Source organism: Anaerotaenia torta (assembly GCF_050433395.1).
Classification (GTDB): Bacteria; Bacillota; Clostridia; order Lachnospirales; family Lachnospiraceae; genus Mobilitalea; species Mobilitalea torta.
The window spans coordinates 241,315-258,598 of the sequence record NZ_JBNPXH010000003.1; the positions used below are offsets into that span (position 1 = coordinate 241,315).

Sequence of the window (17,284 nt, forward strand, 5' to 3'; positions counted from 1 at the left end):
GTTGCTTCTCTATACTAGGATATCGCTCCTGTCGGCTGAATTGTAATTAATATTATTGCTGTTTTTTTGAAATAAAAAATTGATTGATAAAAGAAGAAAAGTATGATACTTTTAATTTGTAACATAAAATAAGTTACAAATCAAAAGGTGGTTTCTATGAAAGAGTATTTAGAGCAGTGTCTAAGAAGAAAGATTGAGATAACTGAATTTGAGAAGAACAAGACTTTGCCGCTTTTATATGCTGGTTTATATCATTTGTACTTCGTAAAGATGGATGGAATTCAGTGGCTTATGGCTGAGCCAAAGGAGAAGCTTGGATTAGCATCTATGAGAAAACATCAAAGACAGCTGGAGAGATTAACGGGTCTGAACTGTGTGTTATATCTTAAAAGTTTAAACGGTTATTCTAAGGATATTATGTTGAATGAGGGGATTCCCTTTGTAGTAGAAGGAAAGCAGATTTACCTTCCGTTTACGGGTGTGCTGTTAGTTGGTGATATAGATAAACCATTACTACCGGTTAGACAAATTTCCTACCTGACACAAAAGCTTTTGATTACAGCTCTGTATAAAGGATGGAAAGAAATGACGGTCACAAAGATTGCAGAGAGTTTAGGCGTGACAAAGACATCGGTTTCGAGATGCTTTGACGAGATAGAATATCTTGAAATACCAGTACTTATAATGAAAGGGAAATCACGTGTAATTAGTATGAATGCTACTCCAAAGAAACTCTGGGAGGAAATTCAACCGTTTCTTAGAAATCCAGTCATTACAACTTATGAGCTTGCAGAGGATATAAAGCTTGAGGTAAAAGCAGGAATATCCGCTCTTTGTGAATATTCTATGCTGGAAGATAATCCTTTTCCAACCTATGCAATCACAAAGAAGGAATTACAGAGCCTGCAATTAAAAAAGAAACAGTTTGTCCCTAAAGGAGAAGAAAAAGGCTGTGTGATTCAAGAACTTGGATATTACATTAATTTTCGTGACAGAAATATAGTAGATCCTTTGACGCTTTTTTTGTCGTTAAGCGATGAAGAAAAAACAGATGATAGAGTGAGTCTTTCAGTAGATGAGATGCTTAAGGAGTATGTATGGTAAAGGGATTAGATATTTTTAAACAATATTTTAGGGGATATGAAGATCAGTATGTTTTAATTGGAGGAGCGGCCTGCGACATCATCTTCTCAAACAACGACGCACAATTTAGAGCAACAAGAGATCTTGATATGGTACTGATCATTGAGGCATTGACCCCTGAATTTGCAAATCAGTTTTTGCGATTTGTTTCAGATGCGGATTATAGACATCGTGTGGCCAGTACAGGAGAGTCACAATTCTATCGGTTTGATAAGCCTGAGACTGAAGGCTTTCCAAAGATGATAGAGTTGTTCTCCAGAAAGTCATTTGAACTAAAAAAGTTAAATGGACTTACTCCGATATATATCAATGACGAAGTCTCAAGTCTTTCGGCAATATTGTTGGATGATAATTATTATCAAATATTACTGGATGGAAAAATCATAGAACAAGGGCTATCAGTTCTAAGACCTGAGTATTTAATTATTTTCAAAGCAAAAGCATGCTTGGATCTAAAGGTGCGTAAGGAACGCGGGGAACAAATAGACTCATCAAATATCAAGAAACATAAGAACGATATATTAAGGATTGCAGTTGAAATGGTATTGGAAAGACCGGTTAATCTACCGGCATCAATCACAAATGATATAGAACAATTTCTTCAGTCATTATACCAAGATCCATTTGATGCAAATCTGCTGAAAGGTTATGGTTTGAAATCAGAAGAGCTAGTGAAGCGGATGATTGAGATATATAGAGGATAATATTAACCACTATTCCCATCGATGTTAATGTTCTTATATATGGAACGGCAGTAAATATTTTATTTGTTGCCGTTGTTTTTTTTGCGAATTATAGTTGTGAATAGAAAGAGTATCATGTACAATAGCAAGGGTAAGGTCGTGGAGATATTCCTTATCTTATGGCAGATACTGATAAATAACCCATTACTTGCCGATAATAATATATCTACAAATCAGTCAGAATGGAGACAGAAATGAAATATGTAATAAAGTATTTGAGGGATTATAAAAAAGAATGTGTATTTGCGCCTCTGTTTAAAATGCTGGAGGCATTATTCGAATTATTTGTACCGCTGGTAATTGCGGCGGTGATTGACATAGGAATCCATAACAGGGACGTTTCTTATATTATCCGCATGTGTCTATTGCTGGTGGGCTTGTGCGTCGTCGGCCTGGTCTGCTCTATCACAGCCCAGTACTTCGCCTCCAAAGCGGCGGTCAGTGTGGCAACCTCCTTAAGACATTCCCTTTTTGAACATATAGAATCCCTTTCCTTTACCGAGATGGATACCATGGGCTCCTCTACTCTCATCACCCGGATGACCAGCGATGTCAACCAGGTGCAGAACGGAGTCAATATGGTATTACGGCTTTTCATGCGCTCACCCTTCATTGTATGCGGTGCGGCAATCATGGCCTTTCGTATTGATGTGAAATCAGCATGGATCTTTGTGATAACGATTCCGGTGCTGTCCGTGATCGTATTCGGAATTATGCTGATCACGAAGCCCATGTATAAAAAAATCCAGCAGGGCCTGGATAAGCTCCTGGGCATAATCCGGGAGAATCTGTCCGGCGTAAGGGTAATCCGTGCATTTCATAAGGAAGAGTCGGAGCTGGCTCAGTTCAAAGCTGCCAACGAAGCGCTGACCTCCCTCCAAAAGCATGCCGGTAAGATATCCGGGTTAATGAACCCTATCACCTATATTATTATCAACAGCGCCATTATGATATTAATCTGGGTGGGGGCAGTCCGGGTAAACAGCGGTATTCTGACCCAGGGGCAGGTGGTAGCCCTTTATAATTACATGACTCAGATTCTGATAGAGCTGATCAAGCTGGCCAATTTAATTATTACTATAACGAAGGCCCTGGCCTGCGCGAATCGAATTGCAGATACCTTTTCACAGGAAAGCAGTATGCAGGAAGGCAGCTGGGACGGAAGTGCCCAATCCTGGGAAAATGGCATGAAAACAAGCGGCATGCAGGAAGGCAACATACAGGGGAACAACCGGAACGGCTTCGGCAGAGGCTCGGAATATGCCGTAGAATTCCGCGGAGTGAGCCTGACCTATCAGAATGCGGGAGGAGAATCCCTGTCCGGTCTTACCTTTCAGGTGAAGCAGGGGCAGACGGTAGGAATCATTGGCGGCACAGGATCAGGAAAGTCCTCTCTGGTGAATCTGATTCCGAGATTCTACGACGCCACAGCCGGGGAAGTGCTGGTGGACGGGGTCAATGTCCGGGAATACACCTATGAAGCTCTGGGCCGTAAGGTGTCGATGGTGCTTCAGAAGGCCCAGCTGTTCCAGGGAAGCATCCGGGATAATCTCCTGGTGGGCAACGGAAAAGCCGGAGAAGAGGAGTTGTACCGGGCGCTGAGGATATCCCAGGCGGCGGATTTTGTAGAGGAGCGGGAAGGAAAGCTGGAATCCATGCTGGAGCAGGGGGGAAGGAATCTGTCGGGAGGACAGAAGCAGCGCCTGACCATTGCGAGAGCTATTGTCAAGGGAGCGGATATTCTGATCCTGGACGACAGCGCCTCGGCTCTGGATTATGCCACGGATGCCAGACTGAGAAAGGCAATCCGGGAAATGGAGCCGTCTCCGACGGTATTCATCGTCTCCCAGAGAACCTCCTCCATTCTCCATGCGGATCAGATTATTGTACTGGAAAACGGGCAGATTGCCGGGATTGGCACTCACACGGAGCTGCTGGAGACCTGCCAGGTATATCAGGAGATTTATTATTCCCAGTATCAAAAGGAGGCGGCAGGCGGTGGCAGATAATAAGAAAAAAAATATTGGTTCCTATAAAAGGACAATAGCAAAATTACTTCTGCGTTTGAGACGCTACCGGATCTTACTGGCGGCTTCCATTGCGGCGGCAGCGGTTACGGTGGCAGCCACTTTGTATGTTCCGGTGCTGGTGGGCAATGCCATTGACCAGATCATAGGTACCGGTAAGGTTGACTTTAAAGGGATTTCAGTTATTCTGGTGAAAATAGCGGTAGTGGTGGGAATTACGGGAGTATTCCAGTGGATTATGAACCTTTGCAACAACCAGGTCACCTTTCATATCACCCGGGATCTTAGAAATGAAGCAGTTCAGAAGATTGAAATATTACCTTTGAAATATATTGACGGACACTCCCACGGAGACATCGTGAGCCGGGTTATTGCGGATGTGGATCAGCTGGCGGACGGGCTGTTGATGGGCTTCACCCAGTTCTTTACTGGCGTGATTACCATTCTGGGAACCCTGGGCATCATGTTTTCCGTCAATGGGTATATTACGTTAATTGTTGTATTATTAACCCCCCTCTCCCTGTTTGTGGCCCGTTATATAGGAAAGCGTACTTATTCCATGTTCCAGCAGCAGTCCGAGATCCGGGGAGAGCATACCGCCCTCATTAATGATATGATCGGCGGACAAAAGGTGGTAAAGGCATTTGGATATGAGAAGGAAGCGCTGAGGAGATTTGATGAGATTAACCAGAGGCTTAAGACCAGCTCCATGAGGGCAATCTTCTATTCCTCCATCACCTTTCCCTCCACCCGTTTTGTGAATAATCTGGTATCTGCCGGAGTGGCAGCCAGCGGAGCCTTATTTGTTTTAAGCGGAAGGCTGAGTGTAGGACAGCTGGCTAGCTTTTTAAGCTATGCGAATCAGTATACCAAGCCCTTTAATGAGATATCAGGAGTAGTCACAGAACTGCAGAATGCCCTGGCCTGTCTGGCGAGAATTCTGGAACTGATTGAAGAGGAGCCCCAGCTTCCCGATGCGGCGGAAGCCCATGTGCTGTCCGAGGTAGAGGGCTGGGTGGAGCTTTCCCATGTGGACTTTTCCTATTCGCCGGACCGGAGCCTCATCGAGGATTTTAATCTGGAGGTGGAGAGCGGAAAGCGGGTTGCCATTGTAGGGCCCACGGGCTGCGGCAAGACCACGGTGATTAATCTGCTGATGCGGTTCTATGAGGTGAATGCCGGCAGCATCCTGGTGGACGGGAAGGATATTACAGAGATCACCAGGGGAAGCCTGCGAAGCTCCTATGGAATGGTGCTTCAGGATACCTGGTTAAAGAGCGGGACCATCCGGGATAATATTACCATGGGAAAGCCGGATGCCACGGAGGAAGAGATCATACAGGCGGCTAGGGATGCCCATTCCTACAGCTTTATCAAGCGGCTGTCCAAGGGCTTTGATACCTGGATTACCGAGGATGGGGACGGCCTGTCCCAGGGGCAGAAGCAGCTGCTGTGCATCACCAGGGTGATGCTGTGCCTGCCGCCGATGCTGATCCTGGATGAAGCCACCTCCTCCATCGATACCAGAACAGAGATTAAGATACAGAATGCATTTGCCAGGATGATGAAGGGCAGGACCAGCTTTATTGTGGCCCACAGATTGTCAACCATCCAGTCGGCGGATATCATTCTTGTCATGAGGGACGGTAAGGTAGTGGAGCAGGGGAACCATGAGGAGCTGCTGGAGCAGGACGGCTTTTATGCCAGGCTGTATCAGAGCCAGTTTGCAGTTTAGATCAATACCGATCTGAATCAATATAAGACGCAGATATCACAGCTGCATTAGATGGAGGAAATTCAATGGGAGAAGACAATGTAACGAGAATAGATTATTTGGGCAAGGAAATCCTTTTGATCGCAACCGCCCATGTATCAAAGGAAAGTGCGGAGCTGGTAAAGAAGGTGATTGAAGAGGAACGTCCCGACAGCGTCTGTATTGAGCTGGATGAAGACAGGTACCAGAACCTGATCAAGCCCAAGGTCTGGGAGGATACGGACCTAATCAAGGTAATTAAGGCGAAGAAGGTAGGATTTATGGCCGCAAATCTCTTCCTCAGCTCCTATCAGAAGAAGATGGCTGAAAAGCTGGGCAACCCTGTGGGGGGCGAGATGCTCCAAGGGATGGAGAGCGCAAAGGAGACCGGTGCGACCCTGGTGCTGGCAGACCGCAGCATCCAGACCACCTTTCTGCGCATTTGGAGAAAATTAAATTTATGGGATAAATCAAAATTATTAGTGAATTTGCTGTTTACTTCCGAGGATGATTCAGATATCACCAGCGATGATCTGCAGAAAATGCTGGAAGAGGATATGCTGGAGGCGGCAATGGCCGGATTGAAGAAGGACTTTCCTAAAATAGGAGAAGTACTGATCAGTGAAAGAGATCAATATCTGGCGGCCAAGATCAAGGAGGCGCCCGGTAAGAAGATCGTTGCCGTATTGGGCGGCGGGCATGTGCCGGGGATAAAAAAAGAAATTTTTACCGACCGGAATATAGAAGAAATCTCCACGGTTCCGCCGAAAAGCCCCTGGTCGAAAGTGGCTGGCTGGATCATTCCCGCATTGATCACCGGGCTCTTGATCTATTCCTTTGTGATCAATATACAAACCGGCTTGCAGCAATTATCAGCATGGGTGTTATGGACCGGGATTTTGGCGGCTGCTTTTACGGCAGTAACGATTCCCCATCCCTTAAGCATTCTGACATCATTTCTTGCGGCACCGCTGACCACATTGCATCCGCTGCTGGCCTGCGGATGGTTTACAGGGCTGGTTGAGGCTACCATAAAAAAGCCTACGGTAAAGGATGTGCAGAATGTTCAGACGGATATCTTCTCTATCAAAGGCTTTTTTACAAACCGTTTGCTTAAAACGATCTTAGTCATGTTCATGGCCAACCTGGGAGCCTCCCTCGGTACTTTTATCGCAGGCACCAGCCTGATCAGAAACCTGTTTTAGATAGAAATAATTGAAAAAACAGCATAAAATGATAAGATTTTGCTGTGCTCAATAAAAGATGTATCACAGCAGTTGTATGAGACAGCAGTAATTGCATGACAGTAATGGTACAACGGTTATGACAGAATAATTACAGCACAACAGCCATGTGAACAAAGAAGGAAAATACAGTAGAATGCAGCATACTGCATTAATCACTGCAAAAGGAGAACATCAATTTGGAAGTCAAAAAGGAAGAGTTAAAGAAAAGTATAGTTAATTATGTGAAATTATTATACCGCAAATCCATAGAAGAGGTTACCCCCCAGCAATTATTCCAGGTGGTAGCATATTCTATCAAGGATATTATAGTAGATCAGTGGATGGCAACCCATAAGGAGTATGAAAAGCAGGATGTAAAGACCGTCTATTACCTGTCTATGGAATTTCTCATGGGAAGGGCCCTGGGCAATACCATAATCAATCTTCGTGCCAATCAGGTGGTGGAAGAGGTTTTGGAGGAGCTGGGACTGGACTTGAATGTCATCGAGGATCAGGAACCGGATGCAGCCCTTGGAAACGGCGGACTGGGAAGGCTGGCGGCATGCTTCCTGGATTCCCTCTCCACCCTGGGATATCCCGCCTATGGCTGCGGTATCCGTTATAAATATGGAATGTTTAAGCAAAAGATTGTGGATGGTTTTCAAGTGGAAAGGCCGGATGACTGGTTAAAGGACGGCAATCCCTTTGAGATGAAAAGAGCGGAATACGCAGTGGAGGTTAAGTTCGGAGGACATGTCAGTGTCCATAGGCAGGAGGACGGCAGGGACCGTTTCGTCCAGGAGAACTGCCAGTCCGTGCTGGCCATTCCCTACGATCTTCCGGTAGTGGGCTATGGAAACAATGTGGTCAATACCCTCCGTATCTGGGATGCGGAGGCAATCGATACTTTTAATCTGGATTCCTTTGATAAGGGCGATTATCTCAAGGCCGTGGAGCAGCAGAATCTGGCGAGAACCATCTGTGAGGTGCTCTATCCCAATGACAATCACTATGCAGGTAAGGAGCTGCGGCTGAAACAGCAGTACTTCTTCGTCTCTGCCAGCATCCAGCGTGCCGTGGCAAAATACATGGAGAATCATGAAGACATCCGCAAGCTGCATGAAAAGGTTTGCTTTCAGATGAATGATACTCATCCGACGGTAACAGTGGCGGAGCTGATGCGGATTCTTCTGGATGAATACTATCTGACCTGGGAGGAAGCCTGGGCAGTGACCAGCCGGGCCTGTGCCTACACCAATCATACCATTATGTCCGAGGCATCGGAAAAATGGCCCCAGGAGCTGTTTCAGAGGCTGCTGCCGAGAATCTACCAGATTGTAGAGGAGATCAACCGGCGTTTTGTAGAGCAGATTCGGACCAGATATCCGGGAGAGGAAGCCAGAGTCCAGAGTATGGCGATTCTCTATCACGGCCAGGTGAAGATGGCCCATCTGGCCATTGCGGCAAGCTTTTCGGTAAATGGCGTGGCACGTCTTCATACTCAGATATTAATGCACCAGGAATTAAAGGATTTCTATGAAATGATGCCGGAGAAATTCAATAATAAAACTAACGGCATAACCCAGAGAAGATTCCTACTCCATGGGAATCCCCTGCTGGCCTCCTGGGTAACGCAGCGTATCGGCGACGGCTGGATTACGGACCTTCCCTGTATCGCAGGACTGGCGGCTTATGCGGGGGACAGTGCCAGCCAGGCACAGTTCCTGGAGATAAAGCGCCGGAATAAGCTGAGACTAACGAAGTATATCAGGGAGCATAATCATATTGAAGTAAATCCCGACTCGATTTTTGATGTCCAGGTGAAACGTCTTCATGAGTATAAACGTCAGCTCCTGAATATTTTGCACGTGATGCATTTATATAATAAGATAAAGAACAATCCCGGGATGGAATTTTACCCCAGGACCTTTCTCTTCGGGGCAAAGGCATCCGCCGGCTACCGCAGGGCGAAGGCCATTATAAAGCTGATCAACAGCGTGGGAGATGTGATTAATAACGATCCGTCCATTGCCGGCAGGATTAAAGTGGTATTTATTGAGAACTACCGGGTATCCAATGCGGAGCTGATTTTTGCGGCAGCCGATGTTTCGGAACAGATATCCACCGCAAGCAAGGAAGCCTCGGGAACCGGTAATATGAAGTTCATGCTTAACGGCGCCCTGACCCTTGGAACCATGGACGGGGCCAATGTGGAAATTGTGGAGGAGGTCGGCGAAGAGAATGCATTTATCTTTGGCCTAAGCTCCGATGAGGTGATTGCCTATGAACAGAACGGTCAGTATAATCCCAGGGAAATCTTTGACACAGACAGCGGCATACGGTTAGTGCTCACCCAATTGGTGGACGGAACTTATTCCCCTGGGAATCCCGAACTGTTCCGGGAGATCTATTCCTCCCTGGTGGAGACCACAGGCGGAGAGCGCACCGATCAATACTTTACCCTGAAGGATTTCCGTTCCTACGAAGCGGCGCAGCAGCAGGTGGAGAAAGCCTATCGCGACAGAGCACGGTGGGCGCGGTCAGCCATATTGAATGTTGCCCATTGCGGCAAATTCTCCTCGGACAGAACCATCGAGGAGTATGTCAGGGATATCTGGCATTTGCAGAAGGTACAAATTGAATTGTAGCCAGGGATATTAATCAAGGGAGATCAGGAGGATATAGAAAGCCTCCTGATCTCCCTGTGTTTAAAGATACGGATGCAAAAAGCAGGCATATCCCATAGCAGCAGCCTTTTTGATAATATTAGACCTATTTTAATAAAATCATATACTTTAGGGCGGCTTCTAAATAATGATATGATGAAGCACAGATTACGGATCTGATCAAAGTATAGATAACAGGAGGCTTCAAAGTTGAAAAAAATTATATCGTTAGTATTGGCAGGTATCTATATTCTTACGGCATCCGGCTGCGGGAAGCAGCCGGATATCCAGGAGGAGGAAATGGGAAAGGAGAATGAAATGATCGCACAGGAAAATAATTATTCGGGATGGGGAGCAATCGATGATCTTTATGTTGAAAAGGCACAAAAGGGTATTTTGGGATCAACAGCGGTAAAGGAAATACCGCGTGATGTATATTATGATAAGGCATTAGCCGGTGTTTTGGGACATCTGGCAGGATTAACAACCGGCTTTGAGTTCATTAAGGTTGCGCACCCTGCAAGTAACAGGCTGGGAGCACCGCTATCCATTCTCAAGGATATTACCTATGGTCCCTATGGAGGAGGAGACCATTATAACGGCTGGGACGGTAAGGCGGTTAGCGTGGGGGAAAACAGGCTGTGGAAGGAAGGACAGCTCGCTTCCGATGATGATTTGCATATGGATATCTTTAACCAGACAATGATTGATGAAAACATAGATACTTACTGCCGCCTGCTTCAAACAGAATTTGCCGATGAAAACGTCAGGAAGGAAGCATATCTGTCAATCAAAAGCGCATGGTTAAAATATGGTGTAAGTGATTGGGGCGGCGGAGACCGGGCCATGTATCTTATGAGTAAGTACCCGGAGGATGATAATTATGCGCCTCCCTTTGTCGGAACCTGGGAGGCAGGCAATCTGTTCCACTGGTGCACGGAAGCCTATATTGAAAATGAGACCTTGGGCATCCTTCTTCCCGGCATGCCCCAATCGGCGGCAAAGCTGGGCAATATCATGGGGTCAACCACAGGAGACGGCGAAGCTCTGATGCTGGCGGAGTATTGGAGTGCCATGTATGCCGCGGCATTCTTTGAAGACAGCAGCATTGATACCCTTCGTAAGACGGCGAATGGGATTTTGCCTAAGAACAGCTGGCTGTATACGATTTATCAAAAATGCGAGGAACTCTTTGAACAATATCCCGATCCCAACCCGCTGAATGATGAGGAAGATACCAACTGGCGGAAGGCAGCCAATGAACTGGGGAAGACAGTAAAAGATTATTATGATATCGATGATCTGGGATGTGCGGCGGATCTTAATTTTGGTCTGTCCGTATTAGCGATTCTGTATGGAAATAATGACTACTATACCACAGGGATGTTAAGCGGGGTTATGGGCGCCGATTCGGACTGTTATACAGCGGCTGTCTTAGGAATCATGGGAATTATAAAGGGCATGGAAGGAACTCCGGACATTGTAAAGGAGAGGATATATCAGGACGGAGAAGGAATTTATATTAATGATAAAGGCTTTACGCCCCATATCATGAATGATTATCCGGAGACGCAGAAAATCACGGACATTGTGAAGCTGTATCAAAAGAATGCGGAGCGGTTCATTGCTGCCCGGGGCGGCAATATCGATGATGGTATCTATAGAATTGCCAGTGAAGAGTTCCTTCGCCCGGAAGCGGTAATTCTCGATAATTACGACTTTGAAAGCGGCAGTCTGAAGCACTGGAAGCACAGTGAGGATCAGACCATCCAGGTCCTTGCGGAAACAGCAGGGGTTTATAATCCGGAAGACCCTTCCACCTATGAGAAAACAATTGCAAATTCAGGTGCATACCGGGGAACCGTTAAAATCACGGAAGAGACGAAGGATGCAGCCCTGTACATGGAATTAGATGATCTGGAACCGGGAGAGGTGTATAAGGTAACGGCATATATCACAGGGGAGAATTCACGGGTACAGTTATTTGCAGAGAATAGTGAACTGGTTTATAAGGAAGTGGTTCCGACAGAAAATCCGGAAGTGTTTTCCGGTTACTGGGGGGTAAGCACCGGCTGGTATTTAAGAGAAATCTACTTCATCGCTACAGAGAAAGCAACCAGAATTGGCCTTAAAGTAAGCGGAAAATAATTCAATAACGGGATGCGTCGCAAAACCGCCCGCATCCGCAGCAGACTAATATATGGAACGGCGATTATTTATATCGTTTCATATATTGTTTGCATTTAAGGGGATAGGATATAATTAATTTGACGGGAAAGATAAGTTCCGGAGCTGTTAACATAAGGGAAGGGGGGAATGTTTTATGAAAAAAAGCTTAAAAACAAAGCTTATTGTTATATTCTTTCTGGTATCCATTATTCCGCTGCTGCTTTTGGGCATTGTATCTTATAATATTATGTCGAACAACATGCTGAGGGAGTACGATAAGAGAGTTTCACAGCAGGTTATAGCAGGCGTTGAAAATTACGATGAATGGTTCGGGGAGCTGGAAAGTATCGTGTTTTCTATAAATACCAATCAATATACACAGAAGCATTTGCAAAAGGATGAGATGAAGGAGAACTATTATGATCACATTCTCATCCTGACCTCCCGCATCGATTCCCTGATCAGTATCGGCAGCAATAAGGTGGATACCTTTATGCTGCTTCCGATGAATCAAGACGGATACCCGATTTTCCGGGGAGATTATATTCTTGGAAACCAGTCGGATTATAAAAAAATCCCCATCGTACAGGAGGCGCTGGAAAGTAAAAATTCCCTGGTCTGGAGTGTGATGATGGACAGCTCCAATAAAAAAAGCTATATTGTGGCGGCACAGGCGGTATTTGAGCAATTCTCCGAGGAAGTGATCGGCGTTACCGTTGTAGGCTTCAATAATAAGCAGTTAGGAACCATTGCGGAGGAAATGGTGGTAAATGAGAATGAATATATCTTTGTGTTAGATGAAAATAATGATGTGCTTTATGAAACTCAGGAGGGAATCACCCGGAGATTTTTTACAGAGGATATTCAACGAAAAGCAGAGCTTGGGGAAAAAGAGGAAAGCTTTGAGGTGGTATCCCAGAGGGAGAAATACCGTTTATTTGTGTCCAGTACCAGAATTAACGGTATGAAAATATGCTATGCGATGCCGGAGAAGAATATGCTGGGCCCCATAGACCAGCTTCCGAGAATCGTGATCATTGTTCTTGCGGTCTGCTTTCTCTTTGTCACTGCCCTGGCCTTTTATGTCTACGGCGATGTGTATGGGCCCATTAAGGAATTGTCCTATGCCATGAACAAGTTCAACAAGGATACGCAATATGTCCAGGTAGGGATAAAACGGGAGGATGAGCTGGGGGTTCTGGCGGATTGCTTTAACATTCTGATCACCAGGATCGAGGATCTGATTATTGAGGTTGAAGAAGAGGCGAAGCTGAAGAAGGATTTTGAAATCAGGGCGCTTCAGGCCCAGATCACACCTCATTTTTTATATAATACATTAAATAGCATTAAGGCCATGGCAAGATTGGGTCAGACAGAGGATATCAGCAGTATGACCACGGCATTGATCCGGCTGCTCTATGTGAGCGCCAGCCAGGGAACGGATTTTATTACCCTGGGGGAGGAAATCAAATACCTGGATGCCTATATACAGATTATGCAATATCGCTTTGAGCAGCCGCTGTTATTAGAATTTAATATGGAAAAAGAGGTGATGGAATCCTATATCCTGCGTTTCCTCCTGCAGCCAATCGTAGAAAATTCCGTACTGCACGGGTTCCGGGAGGTCAGGAACAGAGAGTGCGAAATTGTTGTCAGGGGAAGCAGGGACAAGAGCCACCTAATTATTGAAATCACGGATAATGGAGAGGGAATGCCCTCTAACATGGAGGAATTAATCAACCATCACAGTGAAGAAAAGAGAAGATTCTCCCGGATCGGAATAAAAAACATTGAGGAACGCATTAAGATGAATTTCGGAGAGGAATACGGCCTTTATTATACCAGTAAACTTGGGGAAGGAACCAAGGTGACAGTAACCCTCCCCTTTCTTGATAAATTAATGCACTAAACGATAAGATCATGTCATAGTGATGAAAAGCCCATCTGTGATACCATCTATCTGTAATAGAAAATAGTTGGAGGTGTCATGATGCATGATTTGAGTTTTGATTTTCATAGTCCCCGGTTTCAGGCAGGCGGCTTTAGCTTTGGCGTTAATGTATATACATTCGAGAATGTATATACATTAGATGGGACGGCCTGTATCACAGAGGAAGAGAGCCGGGAGCAGAGGATTCTTTGCAATGGGCTTTCTTTTGCAGGAGGGCAAAGAAAAACAGAAGGGGCAGTGCGTGTCTTAAGCAAGGAACTGGATGATTGTGTGCAATTCGGTATCGATGCCAGGATGAAAAAAACAATACGGACAGTGAAGCTCTCTATTTTCGATCTTCCCATGGGAGAGATTGTGAATTTGAGGGAGAGTCCGTCTGTCCGGATACCGGAGGAGGGTTTGATTTATACCTATCCCAGCGGCTGGAGAGGCTTATATTCCCCCTTGCTGGTGATCCGTACCGTGGACGGCCGGTTCATCTATTTCCGGTCCCTGGATCCTATGGTCCGTGAAAAAAGATTTGCCGTATTAAAACAGAAGGATTCCCTGACGGTAGAATTGATGTTTGAAGAGACCGGGGCCAAGATGAGCTGTGCGGTGGAGGTGCCAGCCTGGGAGGTAGGATATTGCGAATCAGTGGAAGCAATCACCAGGCTTCATCAGGAATTCGCCGAGAAGGCCTTCCGATTGACATCATGGGAGGAACGCGGGGATTTGCCGGCCTGGGCCAGGGAAATATCCTTAATTGCTTCCGTTCATATGCAGCATTGGACAGGCTACACCTTCAATGATTATAGGGATGTGGTAGAAAGAGCAAAGTGGCTGGCAAAACGGATGGATGCAAAGCGCATTCTGATCTACCTTCCCGGCTGGGACGGAAGATATTACTGGAAATACGGGCATTATGAGCCGGATGACAGTATGGGCGGAGAGAGCGGATTCCAGGCGATGATGTACGAATTAAAGAAGCTTGGGGTACGAGTCATGCTGATGGTGGGAATGAATATCGTGAACCGCTGCATAGAGAATTTTGAACAATGGGGCGGATGGGGCCTCTCTGCCAATGTATCGGGCGGTATTGGCGCGGGTTCTGTGGATTGGGACGGCTCCAGGCATTATATGCACGCCAGCAATGCAATCCTGTCTCCGGGGGCGCCTGCCTGGCAGACCAAGCTGGTGGAAGAGATCACTTTCTTAAATGAAAAATACCAATTTGACGGGATCTTTCTGGATATTGCCGCGGCGTGGACCAATGAAGCGAATTTTGATGATTACCGGGGAGTTTCGGAACTGATTAGAAGAATCAGGGAAAATAATCCGGATATGCTGGTGTCGGGAGAGGGCTGGTATGACGCCATGAGTGCAATCCTGCCCCTGGCACAGTCCGGGCATACGGAAGGGGTGCTGCACTGGCACGATGAACCCTATGCTCCGCTCTTTGACAAATATGCCAGATCCTTTGCCCATCTGTGTCTGGGAGATCCGGGCAGGGGAAGCACGGGAGTGCATGAGCTTGGGTATAATCCCATTATCGATTCGCCCCTGAGAAAAGGAATTATTCCCACTGTCACAATTGTGGAGGATACCATAGAGAAAAATCCCGAAGGTGTGGAGAAAATTATTAATGATGCGAAGGAATACGCCAGGAGATACCTTGGAAATTGATAATATTTTGCACATAATAATAATTTGTGCCAATTTCAAGCGTCAGGGAAAAGGGATATACTTGATTTAAAGAAAAAGGTTACAGTTCAAAGGGCGGCTGGGCGGAGAAAGGATTGAAGGAGGCAAAGTGCTTGAGCATTGAAAATACCATGAATCAGAACGCTGTTACTCCACACAGGGTTCCGAAAAAGAAAAAGAATAAGTACGCAAGGCAGGATAACTTCTGGGGATATGTTTTGATCTCTCCCCAGGTCCTGGGCCTGCTGTGCTTCACCATATTCCCTATTTTTATGTCATTTTATTTATGCTTTACCAATTGGGATTTTATTAATAAGCCGGAGCTGGTCGGGCTGCAGAACTTCAAATATGTGTTGAAGGACGAGGTTTTTGTAAAGACCATCTGGAACACCCTGATCTTTGTAGTCGGTATTGTACCGCTTACCATGGCAATATCCCTGGGGCTTGCCATGCTGACCAATAAAAAAATAAAGGGGTTAAACTTCTATAAAGGAGCGTTCTTCCTTCCCAACATCACAACAACCGTTGCCATTGCCCTGACCTGGTACTGGCTGTTTGCCTCGGATTTTGGTATTATCAACCAGGTGCTGGAGATGGCGGGGATCAAAGGACCCGGCTGGATGAGTGATCCTTCCTGGTCAAAGGTTGCTATTATTATAATGAACTCCTGGAGAATGATGGGATATTACTATCTGATCTTTCTGGCAGGTCTGAAAGGAATTCCGGATATTTATTACGAGGCGGCCAGTATTGACGGGGCGGGCAGATTCCGGGCCTTCCGTCACATAACCCTTCCCCTGCTGTCGTCCACCACCTTTTTTGTCTTTATCACAATGCTGATCGGTGTGTTTAATATTTTTGAAGAGCCCTTTGTTCTCACAAGAGGAGGTCCGGCTTATTCCACCTACACACTTTCCATGTATATCTACTTTAAGGCTTTTAAGGAGTTTAATATGGGAGAAGCAGCTGTGGCCAGCATTGTATTGTTCTTCCTTCTCGGGAGCGTGACGGCATTGAACTTCAAACTATCAAAAAAGTGGGTGAATTATATTGAGTAGAAAAAACAGCATACTGATCTCTCTTGTAAAGCATATTATTTTACTCTGCGGTTCCGCCCTGGCCATCTTTCCGTTCTACTGGATGATTGCCACCTCCCTGAGGCTGCCCCAGGATGTATTTAAGATGCCGCCCTCTATTCTCCCATGGCCCATCACCTTTGAAAATTATATTGCAGTATTTTCCGATGAGGTATCCATGCTCCGCGCTTTTCTCAACAGTATGAAAATTGCGGTGGGCGTTACGGCAGGAACTCTTTTTACAAGCTCTATGGCAGGGTATGCTTTTTCAAAGGTTAATTTTAATGGAAGGGATAAAATATTCGGCATATTTATTTCGACCATGATGATTCCCGGAACGGTATGCCTGATACCAATGTTTATTCTCTTTAGTAAAATTGGCTGGGTGGATACCCACCTGCCGCTGATGGTACCGGCTATTTTATTCAATGCCTATGGTACCTTTATGCTAAAGCAGTTTATGATGGGCATCCCGGATTCCTATATAGAGGCGGCCAGATTGGACGGCTGTAATCATTTTCGTATCTATCTGGGCATTATGCTTCCGTTATGCAAGCCGATACTGGTGACCCTGGGATTATTCCAGTTTATCGGTAATTGGAACAATTTTACCGGAGCGCTTATTTTTCTCAGTGACGAAACAAAATATACAATCCCTTTAATCATTAATTCCTTCCGGTCTATTTATACGGTGAATTGGGGGCTGCTGATGGCGGCAGCGGTGGTGGCGATCCTTCCCATTGCCCTTGTATATTTTGCGGCTCAGAAATATATTGTGGAAGGCATCACCATGTCAGGCGTAAAAGGATAACGAAGGTCTTACGATTATGAGGCAATTCTCATGATT

At 45.8% G+C, this 17,284-nt stretch carries 11 protein-coding genes; all 11 read left to right on the top strand.

Going from position 1 to position 17,284, the window contains the following annotated elements:
* Nucleotides 1-156 precede the first annotated feature (156 nt).
* The 11 genes from HNQ56_RS07090 (at nt 157) to HNQ56_RS07140 (ending at nt 17,248) form a co-directional block, all read left to right on the top strand.
* On the top strand, nt 157-1,104 hold the full coding sequence (locus tag HNQ56_RS07090) for a hypothetical protein (RefSeq protein ID WP_429144113.1): 948 nt from the start codon (nt 157-159) through the stop codon (nt 1,102-1,104).
* Complete coding sequence (locus HNQ56_RS07095) at nt 1,098-1,847, top strand: hypothetical protein (protein ID WP_429144115.1); 750 nt, start codon at nt 1,098-1,100, stop codon at nt 1,845-1,847. The genes HNQ56_RS07090 and HNQ56_RS07095 overlap by 7 nt, the downstream gene beginning before the upstream one ends.
* Nucleotides 1,848-2,080: 233 nt before the next feature.
* Nucleotides 2,081-3,895, top strand: a complete 1,815-nt coding sequence (locus tag HNQ56_RS07100) for an ABC transporter ATP-binding protein (RefSeq protein ID WP_429144117.1) — start codon at nt 2,081-2,083, stop codon at nt 3,893-3,895.
* Nucleotides 3,885-5,648: an ABC transporter ATP-binding protein gene (locus HNQ56_RS07105; RefSeq protein ID WP_429144119.1), complete on the top strand. Its 1,764-nt coding sequence runs from the start codon at nt 3,885-3,887 to the stop codon at nt 5,646-5,648. Before HNQ56_RS07100 ends, HNQ56_RS07105 begins: the two co-directional genes overlap by 11 nt.
* Nucleotides 5,649-5,713: 65 nt before the next feature.
* Nucleotides 5,714-6,871: a TraB/GumN family protein gene (locus tag HNQ56_RS07110; protein WP_429144120.1), complete on the top strand. Its 1,158-nt coding sequence runs from the start codon at nt 5,714-5,716 to the stop codon at nt 6,869-6,871.
* 212 nt (nt 6,872-7,083) lie between these two features.
* Complete coding sequence (locus tag HNQ56_RS07115) at nt 7,084-9,540, top strand: glycogen/starch/alpha-glucan phosphorylase (RefSeq protein ID WP_429144464.1); 2,457 nt, start codon at nt 7,084-7,086, stop codon at nt 9,538-9,540.
* Between the two features lie 228 nt (nt 9,541-9,768).
* Entirely contained in the window at nt 9,769-11,706 is a 1,938-nt protein-coding gene (locus tag HNQ56_RS07120) for an ADP-ribosylglycohydrolase family protein (RefSeq protein ID WP_429144122.1), read from the top strand.
* A gap of 175 nt (nt 11,707-11,881) precedes the next feature.
* Nucleotides 11,882-13,636: a sensor histidine kinase gene (locus HNQ56_RS07125; protein ID WP_429144124.1), complete on the top strand. Its 1,755-nt coding sequence runs from the start codon at nt 11,882-11,884 to the stop codon at nt 13,634-13,636.
* Between the two features lie 78 nt (nt 13,637-13,714).
* Nucleotides 13,715-15,343 (top strand): DUF6259 domain-containing protein, encoded by a 1,629-nt coding sequence (locus HNQ56_RS07130; RefSeq protein WP_429144126.1) that lies wholly within the window; start codon nt 13,715-13,717, stop codon nt 15,341-15,343.
* A 131-nt stretch (nt 15,344-15,474) separates the two neighbouring features.
* On the top strand, nt 15,475-16,419 hold the full coding sequence (locus HNQ56_RS07135) for a carbohydrate ABC transporter permease (RefSeq protein ID WP_429144128.1): 945 nt from the start codon (nt 15,475-15,477) through the stop codon (nt 16,417-16,419).
* Nucleotides 16,412-17,248, top strand: a complete 837-nt coding sequence (locus tag HNQ56_RS07140; RefSeq protein WP_429144130.1) for a carbohydrate ABC transporter permease — start codon at nt 16,412-16,414, stop codon at nt 17,246-17,248. Before HNQ56_RS07135 ends, HNQ56_RS07140 begins: the two co-directional genes overlap by 8 nt.
* The last annotated feature ends 36 nt before the right edge of the window (nt 17,249-17,284 follow it).